This is a genomic window from Paraherbaspirillum soli (assembly GCF_042654985.1).
In the GTDB taxonomy this organism is placed as follows: Bacteria; Pseudomonadota; Gammaproteobacteria; order Burkholderiales; family Burkholderiaceae_D; genus Paraherbaspirillum; species Paraherbaspirillum soli.
Genome location: NZ_JBHSMT010000013.1, coordinates 188,307 through 203,692 on the forward strand (window position 1 = coordinate 188,307; position 15,386 = coordinate 203,692).

9 protein-coding genes and 1 tRNA gene are annotated in these 15,386 nt (G+C 61.3%); 5 read left to right on the forward strand and 5 right to left on the reverse strand.

Annotated elements, in window-relative coordinates; translation table 11 throughout:
• Nucleotides 1-3: 3 nt before the first annotated feature.
• The 3 genes from tfpB to ACFPM8_RS08415 all read left to right on the forward strand — a co-directional run bounded on the left by tfpB (nt 4) and on the right by ACFPM8_RS08415 (nt 2,260).
• A complete protein-coding gene (tfpB, locus tag ACFPM8_RS08405) occupies nt 4-1,785 on the forward strand; it encodes a type IV pilus assembly ATPase TfpB (protein ID WP_378997003.1) in 1,782 nt (593 codons plus the stop codon).
• 27 nt (nt 1,786-1,812) lie between these two features.
• Nucleotides 1,813-2,094 (forward strand): hypothetical protein, encoded by a 282-nt coding sequence (locus ACFPM8_RS08410; RefSeq protein WP_378997005.1) that lies wholly within the window; start codon nt 1,813-1,815, stop codon nt 2,092-2,094.
• A gap of 90 nt (nt 2,095-2,184) precedes the next feature.
• A tRNA-Lys gene (locus tag ACFPM8_RS08415) sits at nt 2,185-2,260 on the forward strand.
• A 160-nt stretch (nt 2,261-2,420) separates the two neighbouring features.
• Here ACFPM8_RS08415 and ACFPM8_RS08420 read toward each other — a convergent pair.
• Entirely contained in the window at nt 2,421-2,681 is a 261-nt protein-coding gene (locus tag ACFPM8_RS08420) for a hypothetical protein (RefSeq protein WP_378997007.1), read from the reverse strand.
• Between the two features lie 493 nt (nt 2,682-3,174).
• Here ACFPM8_RS08420 and ACFPM8_RS08425 point away from each other — a divergent pair, with 493 nt between their 5' ends.
• Together ACFPM8_RS08425 and ACFPM8_RS08430 are read left to right on the forward strand one after the other, a co-directional pair.
• A complete protein-coding gene (locus tag ACFPM8_RS08425) occupies nt 3,175-4,320 on the forward strand; it encodes an MGDG synthase family glycosyltransferase (protein WP_378997009.1) in 1,146 nt (381 codons plus the stop codon).
• On the forward strand, nt 4,317-4,913 hold the full coding sequence (locus ACFPM8_RS08430; RefSeq protein WP_378997011.1) for a dual specificity protein phosphatase family protein: 597 nt from the start codon (nt 4,317-4,319) through the stop codon (nt 4,911-4,913). The genes ACFPM8_RS08425 and ACFPM8_RS08430 overlap by 4 nt, the downstream gene beginning before the upstream one ends.
• Before the next feature lie 147 nt (nt 4,914-5,060).
• Here ACFPM8_RS08430 and ACFPM8_RS08435 read toward each other — a convergent pair whose 3' ends face one another.
• The 4 genes from ACFPM8_RS08435 to ACFPM8_RS08450 all read right to left on the reverse strand — a co-directional run bounded on the left by ACFPM8_RS08435 (nt 5,061) and on the right by ACFPM8_RS08450 (nt 15,320).
• Entirely contained in the window at nt 5,061-6,140 is a 1,080-nt protein-coding gene (locus tag ACFPM8_RS08435) for a nucleoside hydrolase (RefSeq protein WP_378997013.1), read from the reverse strand.
• 64 nt (nt 6,141-6,204) lie between these two features.
• Entirely contained in the window at nt 6,205-8,529 is a 2,325-nt protein-coding gene (gene pbpC / locus ACFPM8_RS08440; protein ID WP_378997015.1) for a penicillin-binding protein 1C, read from the reverse strand.
• A gap of 176 nt (nt 8,530-8,705) precedes the next feature.
• Nucleotides 8,706-14,786, reverse strand: a complete 6,081-nt coding sequence (locus ACFPM8_RS08445; RefSeq protein ID WP_378997017.1) for an MG2 domain-containing protein — start codon at nt 14,784-14,786, stop codon at nt 8,706-8,708.
• A 276-nt stretch (nt 14,787-15,062) separates the two neighbouring features.
• On the reverse strand, nt 15,063-15,320 hold the full coding sequence (locus ACFPM8_RS08450; protein WP_378997018.1) for a hypothetical protein: 258 nt from the start codon (nt 15,318-15,320) through the stop codon (nt 15,063-15,065).
• Nucleotides 15,321-15,386 lie beyond the last annotated feature (66 nt).

Genomic DNA, 15,386 nt, shown 5'->3' on the forward strand with positions numbered 1-15,386 from the left:
GCAATGAGCAAAGCGCCGCCGAAAGTACTTGATCTACAACAAATTTTTACCTGGCTGCTGACCGACGGCACCGTCGACAAAGCCGAGGTAAAAGCGTTCTACACGCAAGCGCTGGGGATCTTCCGCAACGCCAGCATCGCCATCCACCCGCTCACTGCGATCGCACAATGCAAGCGTCAATCGGCACAGCCGCCGCATCGCACCATCACGCTCGAATGGCTGACCGAATGGCTGGCGCGCCAGGTGCAATTGCCGTTCTACCGGATCGACCCGCTCAAGATCGACTTTGCCAAGGTGGCCGACGTCATGTCCGCCAACTATGCGACACGCTTCAATATTTTGCCGGTTGAACTGACCCCGACCGAACTGGTGATCGCCACCGCCGAGCCATTCCGCACCGAGTGGGAAGCCGAGATCTCCAAAATTTCACGGCGCAACATCAAGCTGGTGATCGCCAACCCGCTAGACATCGCGCAATACATCACGCAATTCTTCACGCTGGCAAAGTCGATCAAGAGCGCGCACAAATCCGGCGGCCAGGAACTGGCGCTGCGCAACAATTTCGAGCAGCTGGTCGAACTCGGCAAGACCAACAAGCAAGTCGACGCCAACGACCAACACATCGTCAACATTGTCGACTGGCTCTGGCAGTACGCGTTTGAACAGCGCGCCTCCGACATCCACATGGAACCCAAGCGCGACTTCAGCGCCATCCGCTTCCGTATCGACGGCGTGCTGCACCAGGTTTATCAAGTGCCGGCAGTGGTCATGATCGCCATGACCGCCCGCATCAAATTGCTGGGACGGATGGACGTCATCGAAAAGCGCCGGCCGCAAGACGGCCGCATCAAGACCCGCACCGCCGGCGGCCAGGAAATCGAACTGCGGCTATCGACCCTGCCGACCGCCTTTGGCGAAAAACTGGTGATGCGGATTTTCGATCCCGACGTGGTGGTCAAGACGCTGCCGGAACTAGGCTTTCCGCCGGACGACGCGCTGCGCTGGGATGCGCTCACCAAGCGCGCGCACGGGATTATCCTGGTCACCGGCCCGACCGGCTCCGGCAAGACCACCACCTTGTACACCACGCTCAAGGCGCTGGCCACCTCCGAAGTCAACGTCTGCACGGTGGAAGACCCGATCGAAATGGTCGAAGCCTCGTTCAACCAGATGCAAGTCAGTCAAGGCATCGACCTGACCTTCGCCGACGGCGTCCGGGCGCTGATGCGGCAAGACCCCGACATCATCATGGTGGGCGAAATCCGCGATCTGCAGACCGCCGAAATGGCGATCCAGGCCGCCCTCACCGGCCACCTGGTGTTATCGACGCTGCATACCAACGACGCGCCATCGGCGGTCATGCGTCTGCTGGAACTGGGCGTCCCCTACTACCTGCTGGAAACCACGCTGATCGGCATCATGGCGCAACGCCTGGTACGCACCTTGTGCCCGCACTGCAAAAGCCCCGACGGCGAAATCGCCGACGATGTCTGGATCAACCTGGTCGAACAATGGAACGTTCCGAAACCCGCCACCGTCTACCACCCGGTCGGCTGCCCGGAATGCCGCCAGACCGGCTACCGCGGCCGCACCGGCCTGTACGAACTGCTGACCATCACCCAGCCATTCTCCAAACTGATCCAGGCCGAAACCGATATCCATGCGCTGAAACAGCAAAGCATCAGCGACGGCATGAAACCGCTACGCCTGGCGGGCGCCCTGAAAATCGTCGAGGGTGTCACTACCGTGGAAGAAGTACTGAAAGTCACTTCCGCGCTCACCTAAAACCTAATAACTTCACAGCAAAAGATCATGCGTAAATACCTCGCCATCGCAATCACTCTGACCGCAACGATTGCCGGCGCATATGCCCAACAAAGCCCGGCGCGCGTATCGCTGGACGCATCAAAACCGCCGCCGACCGAAGAATGCAGCCGCCTGCAACAACGAATCAAGGAGCTGGACAGAATGGACGACGAACGCATCGCCCGCGCCGGCCAGGTTGGCGCGCAACAAAGCCCGGTGCAAACCAAGGAATGGATAGACAAGGAACGGAAGGACGCCAAGACCGCGATGTTTTTTGCAAAATGCTAGGAAGAAGAAAGATTAAAAGCGCAGCACGACAAAAAGATGCGCTTGGGTCTAGCAAAAATCTGGAACAGTAGCTATAATTCGTCCCCTGTTGGGGCGTTAGCTCAGTTGGTAGAGCAGCGGACTCTTAATCCGTAGGTCGAGTGTTCGAGTCACTCACGCCCCACCACCTAACACATAATATTGAAGCGGCTCTCAGCGATGCGGGCCGCTTTTTTATTGCCAAAATTTAAGCAAGTAGGGCGGAAAAGCGTAGCGTCTTCCGCCGTTCTGGATGCATCACACACCTGTGGCACATCCAGCGGCGGATAACGCTGCGCTCATCCGCCCTACGTCTTGCGCGTTTTTTTGAGCTCCCAGTTTTCCCGCATCACATCGAACAGATTGTGCCTGTCGTCGGCCAGGTCGATGATCGCCTGTACCAAGTCATGTGTCATCGCGTTGTCTTTGGAGATCTCGCGCAGGGGCCGCAACAGCCGCAGCACTTCTTCCAGGCAGATCATGCCGAGACGGGCGGTTTCAATGGCTTCTTCGTGGTAGTCGGTATCTGGAACGATCAGGGTTTTGTCAGGCGTTATAGCGAAGGTCATACGGGCTCCTTGTGGTTGAGGGGGAATTGAGCCGCGCTGTGCCAAAACGGGAGGGCGGCGAGTAATAAGGTTCGCAGACCGGCCCTGTAACTACCCACACCACCGGCAGCCCGAAGGCTCCCCACTACCACCGCCCGTAGAGGACGGAGATAAGTGTGGACGATAGAACGCATGACGCGATCTGCGTACAGGAGTCAGGCTGCGAAGCCAGGTCCCTTCTTTTTCGGGGACGGAAGCGACTATAGACCTTCTTTAACAATCCGGCAATAAGCCGACTGCTCAAGTCCGTAGGGCGGATGAGCGCAGCGTTATCCGCCGCTGGATGCTCCGCCGGTGTTTGATGTGTCCAAAACGGCGGAAGGCGCTACGCTTTTCCGCCCTACCTTGCCGCGGCTTTGATAAGATGGCGCCTCGTGAAAAATCAATCGCGCTGTTGCCCCTCCCCCGTTCCCAGCCAGAAACCCGACTCCCGCATTTATCCTTAAGCAAACCAATGAAAAAAATCCTGATCTTGAGCGTCAGCGCCGGCGCCGGCCATATGCGTGCGGCCGAGGCGATCCGCGTCTGCGCCGCGTCCCATGCCGAACCAATCGAAGCGACGCATCTGGATGTGATGGCCTATGTGAGCGGCAGTTTTCGCAAGCTGTATACCGATTTCTATATCAAGCTGGTCAGCGACCATCCGGCGCTGTGGGGTTATCTGTACCAGAAGACCGATGAAACCTCGCACAGCGCCATGAGCCAGAAAATCCGGCGCGCGGTCGAGCGGCTCAACTGCCGCACCCTGCTGGCCGAAATCCGGCGGCTCAAGCCTGACGCGATTATCTGCACCCATTTCCTGCCAGCCGAACTGCTGTCGCGCGAAATCGGCAAAGGCCGGGTGTCGGTGCCGGTCTGGGTCCAGGTCACCGATTTCGATTTGCATAACATGTGGATCGTGCCGAATATGCGCGGCTATTTTGCCGCCAACGAAGAGATCGCCTACCGCATGCGCCAGCGCGGCTTGGCGGCGGATGCGGTGCACGTCAGCGGGATCCCTATCATGCCGGCGTTTTCGGCGCCGCTGGAGCGCGCAGTTTGCGCCGCCGAATACGGGCTCGACCCCAAGCGCAAAACCTTTTTGATGATGGCCGGCGGCGCCGGGCTGGGCAGCCTGGAAAGCCTGGCCGAACGCCTGCTGGCGATGGACGGCGATTTTCAGCTAATCGCGCTGGCCGGCAAGAACCAGCAAATGCTGGAGTCGCTGAACCGGGTCGCGCTAGCCCACCCCGGACGGTTGTTCCCGCAAGGCTTTACCGACAAGGTGGAGCGCTTGATGGCATGCGCCGATCTGGTCATCACTAAACCAGGCGGCCTGACCACCTCGGAATGCCTGGCGATGGGACTGCCGATGATCGTCAACTCGCCGATTCCCGGTCAGGAAGAACGCAACGCCGATTTTCTGCTGGAACAAGGGGTGGCCTTGAAAGCGATCGACGCCATCGCGCTGGAATACCGGATCCGCGGCTTGCTGGATGACCCGGAACGGCTGGCAGCCATGCGCCGCAAGATCGCGCCGCTGGGCCGTCCGCACGCCGCGCAGTTTGTATTGGATAGTGTATTGGCCGCCACGTCGGCACAGCCGGAGACCGCGGCATGACGGCCCGCTCTTGTGCCGCATCGCTGCTATTACTGGCCGGCTTGGGCGGCCTGTTCGCGACGACGGATGCCGCCTCGTCGGCGGCCGTCGCGCCGGCAGAGCGCCCCTTGAATTGGGCGCAAAGCGTGGCCGGCACGCCGGTCAACAACCTGCATCAGATCACCCCGCTGCTGTATCGCAGCGCCCAACTGTCGAAGGACGACGTACCGAGATTGCAGCAGCTTGGGATCAAGAAGGTCATCAGTTTTCGCGCCTTTCATTCAGACGACAAGATCCTGGCCGGCAGTCAGATCGCGATGCAGCGCATCCCGGTCAACACCTGGCACATCCGCGACCAGGACATGATCGCGGCGCTGAAGGCGCTGCGCAACCTGGAGCAGGATGGCCCGGTCCTGATCCACTGCCAGCACGGAGCCGACCGCACCGGACTGGTGTCGGCGCTGTATCGCGTGGTGTATCAGGGCTGGAGCAAGGAACAGGCCTTGAACGAACTGCAAAATGGCGGCTACGGTTTTCACGCCATCTGGCAAAACATCAAGTGGTATCTGGAATCGGTTGATGTGGAAAAGTTGCGGCGGGAAGTCAATAGCTGAGCTTGGTTAAAAACGCGACGGCGGAATGCAACAATCGGCACTCCGTGGGCCGTTAAAAGCGCGTAGGTTGGGCTGCAAAGCCCAACGTTTCTTTCATCGCGACCAAACGTTGGGCTTTGCAGCCCAACCTACCCCCGTTAACGCTGCTTAGGGCAGTTTCGCCAATTGCGCGGTCAGCAAATCGAAGAACCCTTGCGTATCGCCATCGGTGATCCAGCGTGCATTTTCAGGACGTTTGCTGGAATGGTAGTAGTCGACCACGGTGGCGCCGAAAGTCGGGCCTTCGCGGGTATCGACTTCGACATTGACCATCCTGCCCTTGAACATTTCCGGCCGCAGCAGATAGCCGATGGTGGTCGCGTCATGCACCGGGCCGCCCGGCAGGCCGTATTGCTTGATGTCGTGCGCGACATAGGCATCGAGGATGTCGGCGGCGGTCTTGCCGGCCTTGTTGCCGATGTTGCGCAAGCCTGCGATGCGCTCCGGGCTGGTCAGCATCTTGTGCGTCACATCCAGCGGAATCACGGTGATCGGCAAGCTGCTCTTGAACACCACGTCGCTGGCATGCGGATCGGCGAACACATTGAATTCCGCCGCCGGCGTGATATTGCCGCCGTTGAAATGGGCGCCGCCCATCATCACGACTTCCTTGATGCCCTGCCTGATGCCGGGATTTTCGATCAGCGCCATGGCCAGATTGGTTTGCGGCCCCAGAGTCACGACAGTCATGCTTTGCGGCGGCGCGGCCAGCAAGGTCTCGATCAGGTATTGCACCGCATGGCCTTTGGCCAGAGGCTGTTTCGGCTCGAATACCTGGACCCCGGTAACGCCTTCGGCGCCGTGCACTTCGGCCGCATAGATCGGCGTTCTCAGCATCGGCCGCGGACTGCCGGCATAGACCGGTACATCCGGGCGATTGGCCCATTCCCGGACCATGCGCGCATTGCGCGAGGTCTTATTCAGCTGCACGTTGCCGGCCACCGTGGTCAGCGCCCGGACATCGAGCTTGTCGCGTGCCGACAAAGCCAGCAGCAAGGCGATCACGTCATCCGCGCCGGGATCGGTGTCGATAATCAACGGCAGCGGCTTGGCCGCCGCGGCGAATGCAGCTTGCATCGGTAATGCTCCCATTAACAGTCCGCCAGTCAGCAAGGCACCGCTTTGGGCGAGGAAATGACGGCGTGGTGATTGCGCCGGAGCGGCGTTCTCCAATTTATTTTTTTTCATTTTTGATTCTTTCATCGGAAAAAAGGTTTTGAACCGGCTCCTTATTTGGAGCCAGGTGGAAATATTACGGCACAAACTCAACTTCCACCTCGCGCACGTCGGCCCTGCCCTGCTGGTCGATCGCCCGCAATTGATAGCGCCCCGGCGTGCCCGGCAGCCAGCCCAGGCTGTCGGCGGCTTTGGCCTTGCCGATCAGGCCGCCGTTGGCGAACCAGAACAGGATGTCGTGCGCCGCGGTGGCGTTGGCGCGCAGCGCGATCGGCGTCATTTTCGACAACTGCATGGTGTAGGTGGCGCCGCTGTTGGGCGACACTATTTGCGGGCCGTCGCCGCTGTCTTGTCCCTGTTCCGCTTTGCCGCAGTCGGGCTGGGCCGGCGGCTGACGGCGCGGCATGCCGGCTTCGCGGAACAGGCGTTGCATGTCGGTCGGCCAGAATTCGAAGATTTCGCTGTGGCTGTTCGGACCGTCGTCGCAGGTCGCCTTCCCGCTGTGGTTGTCGATCCTGACGGCGCGGTGCAGATTGCTGATCTTGATCGGCGACTTGCCGGGGATGAACCAGGTCTGTGCCCGGTCCTGGCACAAGGGATTGGGCAGATCGCCGCTGGCGCGACAGACCTCGACCCGCGTCACGTTGGCCGGCAACGCTTGCGGCGGCTGGCCCGGATCGAGTCGCTGGGCGCGCAAGCTATCGACGATTTTGAAAAACAACGGTGCAGCGGTCTGAACCCCGATGAAGGCCGGATTGCCGCTGCTATCGAAATTGCCGACCCAGACCACCATCACATAGCGGCCGAATACGCCCGCGGTCCAGGCATCGCGGAAGCCCCAGGAGGTACCGGTTTTCCACGCGACCGCGGGTGCCGCCGGCTCGCCGCTGTCGGGCCGCGGATTGGCTTGCAGCATTTGCAGGGTGATGAATGCGGCTTCGTCCGACAGCAGGCGTTTGTTTTCCGCATGCGGATCGGCTTGCTGCTTTTCGTAGCTCAGCGGTCGCAGCACGCCGCGATTGGCCAGCATCAGGTACAGGCGCGCCAGTTCTTCCATCGTCAACTCGCCGCCTCCCAGCGCCAGCGCCAGGCCGTAGTGTTTTTCCGAAGCGAGCCGGGTCACGCCGGCTTGTTGCAGGAATTGGTACAGATTCGGTTGCGACAGTTTGGCGGCCAGTGCCACCGCCGGGATGTTGCGGCTGCGTACCAGCGCGTCCTGGGCCGCAATCGGTCCGACAAAACGGCCGTCGAAATTCTCCGGGCTGAACGGGCCGAAGCTGGTCGGCGCGTCTTTCAGGATGCTCAGCGGATGCAGCAAACCCTGGTCCAGCGCCAGCCCGTAGATGAACGGTTTCAAGGTCGAGCCGGGCGAGCGTTTGGCTTGGGTGCCGTTGACCTGGCCGTCGATGGCGCGGTCGAAATAGTTGGCGGAGCCGACCACCGCCCGCACTTCGCCGCTGCTGCGATCGATCAGCATGGCGGCGGCATTGTTGACGCCGACCCCGCGATGATTGGCAACGAACTGGGTCAGGATCCGTTCCACCGTCGATTGCAGCGGCAGGTCGATGCTGGACCAGATCTCGCCGCCGCCTTTGCTGCGCAACAGGGTGTCGCTGGCGTGCGGCGCCAGGAACGGCAGGCTGGCGGTCGCATACAGCGGCGTGCGCGACGCCAGATCGGCTTGGTATTTGCGCGCCTCCGGGTGCTGCGCTAGCCAGATCGCGGCCAGCCGTTGCCGCGCCAGATATCGCTCCTGCTCTGCACCATCCTTGGCGCGCGACATGCCGCCGCGCTTGCGCGGATTTTGCGGGATCACGGCCAGCGCCAGCACTTCCGGCAAGGTCAGGTGCTGCGCCCGTTTGTGGAAGTAAATCAGGCTGGCGGCGCCGACCCCTTCGATGTTGCCGCCATACGGCGCCAGATTGAGGTAAGCCTCCAGGATCTCGCGCTTGCTGTAGCGCGCTTCCAGCCACAGGGCCGCCGCCAGTTGCCTGAATTTGCCGCCGACGTTCTGGCTCTGGATGCCGTACAAGCGTCTGGCCAGTTGCATGCTGATGGTCGATGCGCCTTGCCGCCCGCCGCCGCCGTAAGTGGTAGCGACGGCCCGCCCCAGCGCGACCGGATTGACGCCGGGATGCCAGTAAAACCAGCGGTCCTCGTACAGCTGCACCGCTTCGGCCAGGCGCGGATCGATCTCGCTCAACGGCACCCACAGCCGGTACTGCTCGTCCGCAGCCAGCGCCAGCCGCAGCAATTCGCCGTTCTTGGCATAGATCGCGGTCGAGCTGGCGACCGCCGCCCGCAACGGCGAATGCGGCCACAGCCGCAGGCCGAGCAGCAGCGCGGCGATGCAGGCGGCGATCTGCATCAAACGGCGATGACGGCGCAGATTGTTCAACATGCTTTACAAAACTCCAACTGCTGGTTGCGTAGGTATTGCGTATGTATTGCGTAGGTCGGAAAAGCGTAGCGCCTTCCGACGTTCGGTGAACCGCCTAGAACAGTCAAGGGCTTGACCTAGTGATGCGATTCTCGCCGTCGGAAGGCGCTGCGCTTTTCCGACCTACGGACCTGCGCTTATTTCTTGCCCGGCGCTTCCACCGTCAAGCTCTGGCCGCCGGCCGAACGCGCTTGCACGCCGCGCTCGTACATCGACTCGGCATACGCCGGCGGCACCACAAAACGGCCGCTGTTGGTGGCCTTGATGCGGTAGCTGATTTCGCTGAAATCGGTGCCGACGGTGCCGTAAAACACGACCCGGTCTTCGCGCACGTCGGCGTAGCTGATGTTCCAGTTGGACTTGGCGCCGGCCAGTCCGGCCAGGGCCGAACTTTGCGCCGGCTGCGCAGTGCTGCCGTCGGCGGTGCCGGCGGTCGGTTCGGACGGGGTGTCCAGCACCGGCTCAAAACCGCCCGGCATCAAATCGACCAGCGCCGCGTTCCACACCGATTGCCGCCCCACCGCACGGAACTTCAGGCGCACCGTCAACTCGTCGCCGACCTTGACCGCGCTGACCGGCTTGCCGTCGCTGCCGACAAATTCGCGCAGCACTTCGATCCCGGCCCGCAGTTCCTCTTTCGGCGGCGTCTTGTCGAAGCCAGTTTCGGTGACGGCGTAATAACTGGTCAGCTTGCTGTCGTTGCCGAAGCGCAGTTTGGCAGTGCCTGCAGCAAAGCCGACCCGCGGCACCAGGTTATTCGGCAGCGTCAACGGATGCTGCTTGCCGCTGGCATCCACTTCGGCGATTGCCAATTTGCCCAATCCCTCGGCCCCGACCGAATTGGCGTAGGCGTCGAATGCCAGGATCAGGTAGGCGCTCGACAACGTGTTGAAACGGCCGTCGGCGATCGGCTTGACCAGGTCGATCACGACCGACTGCGGCAAGGCTTTGACCCGCGCCGGGAAATGGCGCGACAACAAATACAGCAGCTGCGCATTGTGAATCAGCGGGTCGTAGTAAAAGCCGTAGTCGAACGATTTCCCGGGTTTAACCAGTTGTTCGACTTGCTTGTCGATCAGTTTGCTGGCCAGGCTGTCCTGCTTTTGCAGCTGGTAGGCGGCGGCCAGGTAGGCCGCGGCCAGATCGCTTTGCCATTCCTTCGGATAACGTCGTTCCAGCGTTTCGCGGATGCTGGTCAGGACAGGCGTGGTGACCACCATCTGCCGCGTCAACAGATACGCGGCATAGGCGCGCACCCGCAATTGCCACAATTCGGTGCCGGGGCTGGCGGCCAGTTTTTGCGCATAATCCAGGCCTTTTTGCAGCATGTCCGGCGGTACGGTTTCGCCGCGCTCGCGCCCTTCCAGCAGCAAGTGCAGGGCGTAGATCGAGGCAAATTCATCGACCTCGACCGAGGCATTCCACAAGCCGAAGCCGCCCTCCGCATTTTGCCGCGTGCGCAATACCTTCAACGCGTCGTCAAAGCTGCGGGCGGTGGCCGGTTTGAGCTCGGACTTGCCGAACTCGGGCCGCTTGGAAAGAATCAGCGCCGGGATCGCCTGGCTGACCATTTGCTCGGTGCAAAGATGCGGGAAGTTGGCCAGATAATCCGCCAGGCCGTCGGCCAGCACCAGCGGCAGCGCCGACACGCCGGCTTCCAGCTTGCGGTATTGCGGGTACATATTGCGCTTGACCGGCACCTCGGCCGAGCCGCTGAAACTGCCAACAGTCAGCTGGGTGTAGCGCGCCACCGGCGGCCGCACCGAGACATCGGTGCTGAGCTTGGCGCTCTTGCTGCTATTACTGACCAGGCTGGCGCTGAAATTGAGGCTGGCCGAACCCAGCATCGCTTGCGTGCCGTCCACCGCTTTGACGCGGTAGCTGGCGACGCCTTCGCGCATGGCGCCGATTTTTAAGGTCTGGGTCGGATTGCCGATGATTTGCAGATGCGGCGAGGTTTTCAAGGTCAGGCTGACGGCTGCATCCTTGCCGGCATCGGCGACATTATTGGCGAGGCCGACGCTGACGTCGAACTCATCGCCCGGCGTGACCGCCAGCGGGGCATTGGGCGAGATCACAAAATCGCCGCGCACCAGGGCCTTGGTCTGCGCGGTGCCGATGGCGCCGTCGTTGACCGCGACCGCCATCACCCGCATGCTGCCGTTGAAGGTATCCGGCACCTGGTAGCTGAACTCTTGCTCGCCATTGACGTCGACGATGCCCGACCAATACACGGCCGGTTTGTCGTGCTTGCGCTTGAACGGGTTCAAATGCTTGCCGAGCGCGCCTTCGGCGTCGCCGCCGGGGGCGCTGGCGGCCAGCAGCTTTTTGAATTCCGGCAGGATCAGGTCGAGGATTTGCGAGGTGCGCACTTCCAGCATTTTCTTTTGGAAGAAGAAGCCGAGCGGGTCCGCCATCTGGTAGCGCGCCACTTGCAGGATGCCTTCATCGACCGCAAACACCACCACCCGGGTCGGCTGCGCTGCGGTCAATTTCATTTTCAATTGCTGGCCGGGCTTGACCAGCTCCGGCGTGCTCAAGGTCAATTTATTGGTGCGCGCCGCCAGGCTGGTGGCGAACGGCACCACGCCGTAACTCAGCGGACTCATGAAAATTTCATCCGACGACGGGTCGCGGATGAATTGCACGCTGATGTAGCCGTTGCCTTCGAAATCCTTGGGCAGACGGATTTTTTGCACCGATGCCAAGGTGTCCGCCTTGAACCATTGGTGGGTGAACACTTTGTCGCGCTCGATCGTGATCAGGCCGGCGCCGGTGTAGGGCGCGCGGATGCTGACCTCGATCTCGTCGCCGGGCACGTAATCCTTTTTGTCCAGGGTCAGTTGCAGCTCGGCGTTGCGCTCCAGGCTGCGGCTGACGTTGCCCTTGCCGGCTACCGCGTATTCGATGCGGTTGAATTCCAGGCCCTGGGCATCGCGGATCACGTAGGCGAAATTGCCCGGCGTGTCGCTCGCCAACGCCAGGTTGAAACCAGCAGCCGGGATCGCCAGCGGCGATTCTTTCAGCAGGATTTCCTTTTTGCGCGATTCGTATTTGTAGCCGCCGTCCGCTTGCTTGGTCAGGACCGACACGTATTTGCGCTCGATCTGCTGCAAGGTCAGACCTGCCACCGCGGTCTTTTGCGCCTTCGGATCGAGGCCGATAATCGAGACCGTGCGATGCGATCCGCGCGAGACAAAGTTCAGCGCGCCGTCGGCCTTGAAGCCGATCATATAAGGCAGCTCCGAGACCAGCGTCGCCGCTTCCGCCGCCACCCCGCGTCCGCCTTGCGGCTCGTAGGTGCGGGTCAGGACTTGCAGGCGATAGGTGGCCTTGGCGTACTTTGCCAGTCCCAAGTCGAAACTCGCATCGCCCTTGTCGTCCGTGGTCTGCTCCGCCAACTGCTCGTTATAGCCTTCCTTGGCGCGCTGCGGATCGTAGAAGGTGTAAGCCGGGAATTGCTTGAACGCCGGGAACGCCGGGGTCAAGGTCAGTTCCGCGGTGACCCTGCGGTTTTCGGCCGGCGTGCCGAACAGATTCTGGGCGTTGACCGCCAGGCTCAGATCCTTGGGATTGAGCCAACCTTCGCTGGCCGGGGCCGAGAACCTGGCGCTCACCTTGATCCGGTCCGGCTGGAATTCCTGCACCTTGACGCTGGTGCTGCCGACCTGGGCCCCGGCCTTGCCGTCCCGGACCAGGTACAGGTTGACGTTGTAGGTGCCGGTCGGGGCGCTGTCCTGCGTGGTGTACGACAGTTCGCTGAAGCCGCCAGCCGGCAGCTTGATTTTTTCGCGCTTGACGGTCAGGCCGCGCGCATCCAGCACTTCCGCTTCCAGCGGCAAGCCGGTAATGCTGCCGGCCCAGTTGGCCGACTTGGCGATGATGCCGATGTGGAAGGTATCGCCGGGGCGATAAATCCCGCGATCGCTGAACAGGTAAGCCGACACCTGGTCCGCCACCGCGGCATTGTTGGCGCCGCCGACATCGAAGCGCGACATATCGAGCGCGCGGTCGGATTTATTGAGCGGCATGAAGCTGAGATCGCCGCCCTTCCTGACCATCACCATCAGCGGCGCACGCTCGCGCGACAAGCCCTCGATCTTGGCGAAATGGGCGCGGCCGCCGGCATCGGTGGTTTGCGAAAACAGCGTGATACCGTTCTTGCCGATGATCTCGACGGTGGCGCCGTCCACCGGTTTGCCGCTGAAAATCGACTGCACAAAAATATCCTGCGAGCCGTCGAGCGATTTTTTGACCAGCAGCCCGAGGTCGGTGACGATCACCAGGCGCTTGTCGATCTTGTTTTCCGGCTGGCTGTTGCCATCACCGCCATCGCCACCGTTGCCGCCGTTTTCACCGTCCGCAGCGCAGTTGTCGCCGCAGTCGGCATCGCCGGCTGCCGCCACCGGTTCGCCCGGTTGCCGCTGATTTTTGTCCTGTTCCTTTTTCTCGCGCGCTTCCGCGGCCGGGTCGTAGCCGCTCACCGTCAGCAGAAATACGCCGCGACGCGCTTCGCCGTCGCCCTTCAGGTATTGGCTCATATCGACCGCTTCATAGTGCGCACGGCCGCGCTCCAGGTTGGGCAGCGGGATTTTCGATTCGAAGCGCTCGGTCAGGTTGTCAGGACCGAAGCGTCCGTAAAATTCGGGATTGGCAAAATTGCCGTCGGCTTGCGACACCAGATGCTGCAATTGCGAAGTCTGGACCCGGCCGATTTCCACTTTGACGCCAGGCAGATCGCGCACCAGCACCGCGACTTTTTTCTCGCCGCTCATGGTCAGCAAAGCGCCCTGGCTGAGGATCTTCAGTTCCGGCGGGAACGGCGGCACCTGCAGCACGCGGTGCTCGGTTTGACCCAGCAGATAACCGCCGAACGATTTCAGGCCATGCTCGACCCGGACGTAAATCATGGCGCCGACATCTGCGCGGTATTTGAAACTGTGGCTATCGGTATATTCGTGCTCGGCTGGAATCGCCTCCAGCGGCAGACGGCGCGATTGCTGCAGGATGGCCGGGGTGATTTCGCCGGTGCTCCAGGACTCGGCCGGATCGTCCTCGCTACCGTCCTTGCGGTCCGGATGGAACTTCGGCAAGACCCAGGCGCTGATCGCCTTTTGCATCTCGCGCTCATGCACGGTGGCGCTGGTCTGCAACAGCAGCACTTGCTCCGGTTCGTTCTTGTCGTTGGTGACGACTTGCGGCTGCATGTCGCTGATCGCCAGGCTGTACAACCCCGGCACCTCGATCTGTGCAGTCAACGGCTGGTCCGAGGCTGGACTGCCGCGTGCCGCCGTGAGGCCCTTGGCCAAGGTGAAATTCATCCGGCTGCCGTCCTTCGGGATCGGCAAGCTCGCGGAACGGATGTAGGCGTTCAATTTCAGCTTGTCGTAAGTCGCCGTGAACGGCGTGGTTTCCTTGCCGATGCCGAGCACGCCGGAGGATTGCTGGTCGAGTTGCAGCTCGATCCGTTTTTCCAGCTCGACCGGATTGACCGGGTGACTGAAGTGCAGCTCGACCACCGCCTGCTTGATCGCCGGGTTGACCGGGTCCTGATAGAACTCGGTGCGGGCGATGTTAAGCGTGAAAGCGGCGCTGCTGAAGGTGGTGTCGTATTGGGCCAGACGGATTTCGGGGCTGAACAGCTGCTTGTCGAAGCCGAGCTTGTATTCGCGCCCTACCGGCCAGTCTTCGCTCGGCTTGAAGCTGAGCGTCTTGTCGTCGTCCCAGTGCCAGCCCCCGGCAATTGCCGGGCTGACCGTGATGCCGCTGCTGACGTCCTTGCCGACCGCCGCCAGAGTGGCGGCCGAATGGTCGAATTTGATCAGCAGCGGTTTCGGCAGCCGATTGGCCGGATCGTCCTGTTCGATTTCGGTGCGTCCGGGATTGACCGCCTTGAACGTCACCTCGACCGGCTTCGGCCGCGCCTGCCACCAGTGATAACCATACCAGCCGCCGCCCGCCAGCAACAACACGGCGGCCAGGCCGATCAGCGCCTTGCGCGGATGGCGGCGCACGCCTACCGCAGCAGCAAAACCGCGCCGCGCGCTCCAGTGCAACCAGGCCGGCGCTTGCCAGTTAAGATTGCCGAACACCTGCCGCAACAGCCATCTGAGCGGGGTCCAGATCACCATCAGGACAATCCCGAAGAAGTTCAGGAAAAATAAAAAAAGCGCCAATCCGCGATTGGCGCTTTTTGGTGATTCGGCTGGCTGCTGCATGTGTTTTCCCGGTATTGGCAAACGTTAATAAAACTCTTGGGAGAATATCATGATGCCTAGGGGCAAACCATACAAACAACGACCAAATTTACTGCAAACAATTGGCACGTAGGGCGGATGAGCGCAGCGTTATCCGCCGATGGATGTACCACATGCATTCGATGTATCCAACGGCGGAAGGGTGAAGCAGGGGTTTCGGATGGCATGCCATCCGCCTGCGTAACGGTATCCGCTTGCAAGCGGATACGCGCCCTGCAAGGGCTACGCTTTTCCGCCCTACTTCTTGCGCGTTTTGGCGTTCTCTTCAAATTGCGCGCGCATCACATCGAACAGGTTGTGCCTGTCGTCGGCCAGGTCGATGATGGCCTGCACCAAGTCATGCGTCATCTTGTTGTCTTTGGAAATCTCGCGCAGCGGTCGCAACAGCCGCCGTACTTCTTCCAGGCAGATCATGCCCAAGCGTGCGGCTTCAAGCGCTTCATCGAGGTAATTGGGACAGATAATTTTTTTGTCAGGCGTTATAGCGAAGGTCATACGGGCTCCTTTAGTGGTTGGGGGGAGGTAATTGAGCCGCGCTGTACCGGAATGGGAGGGCGGCGA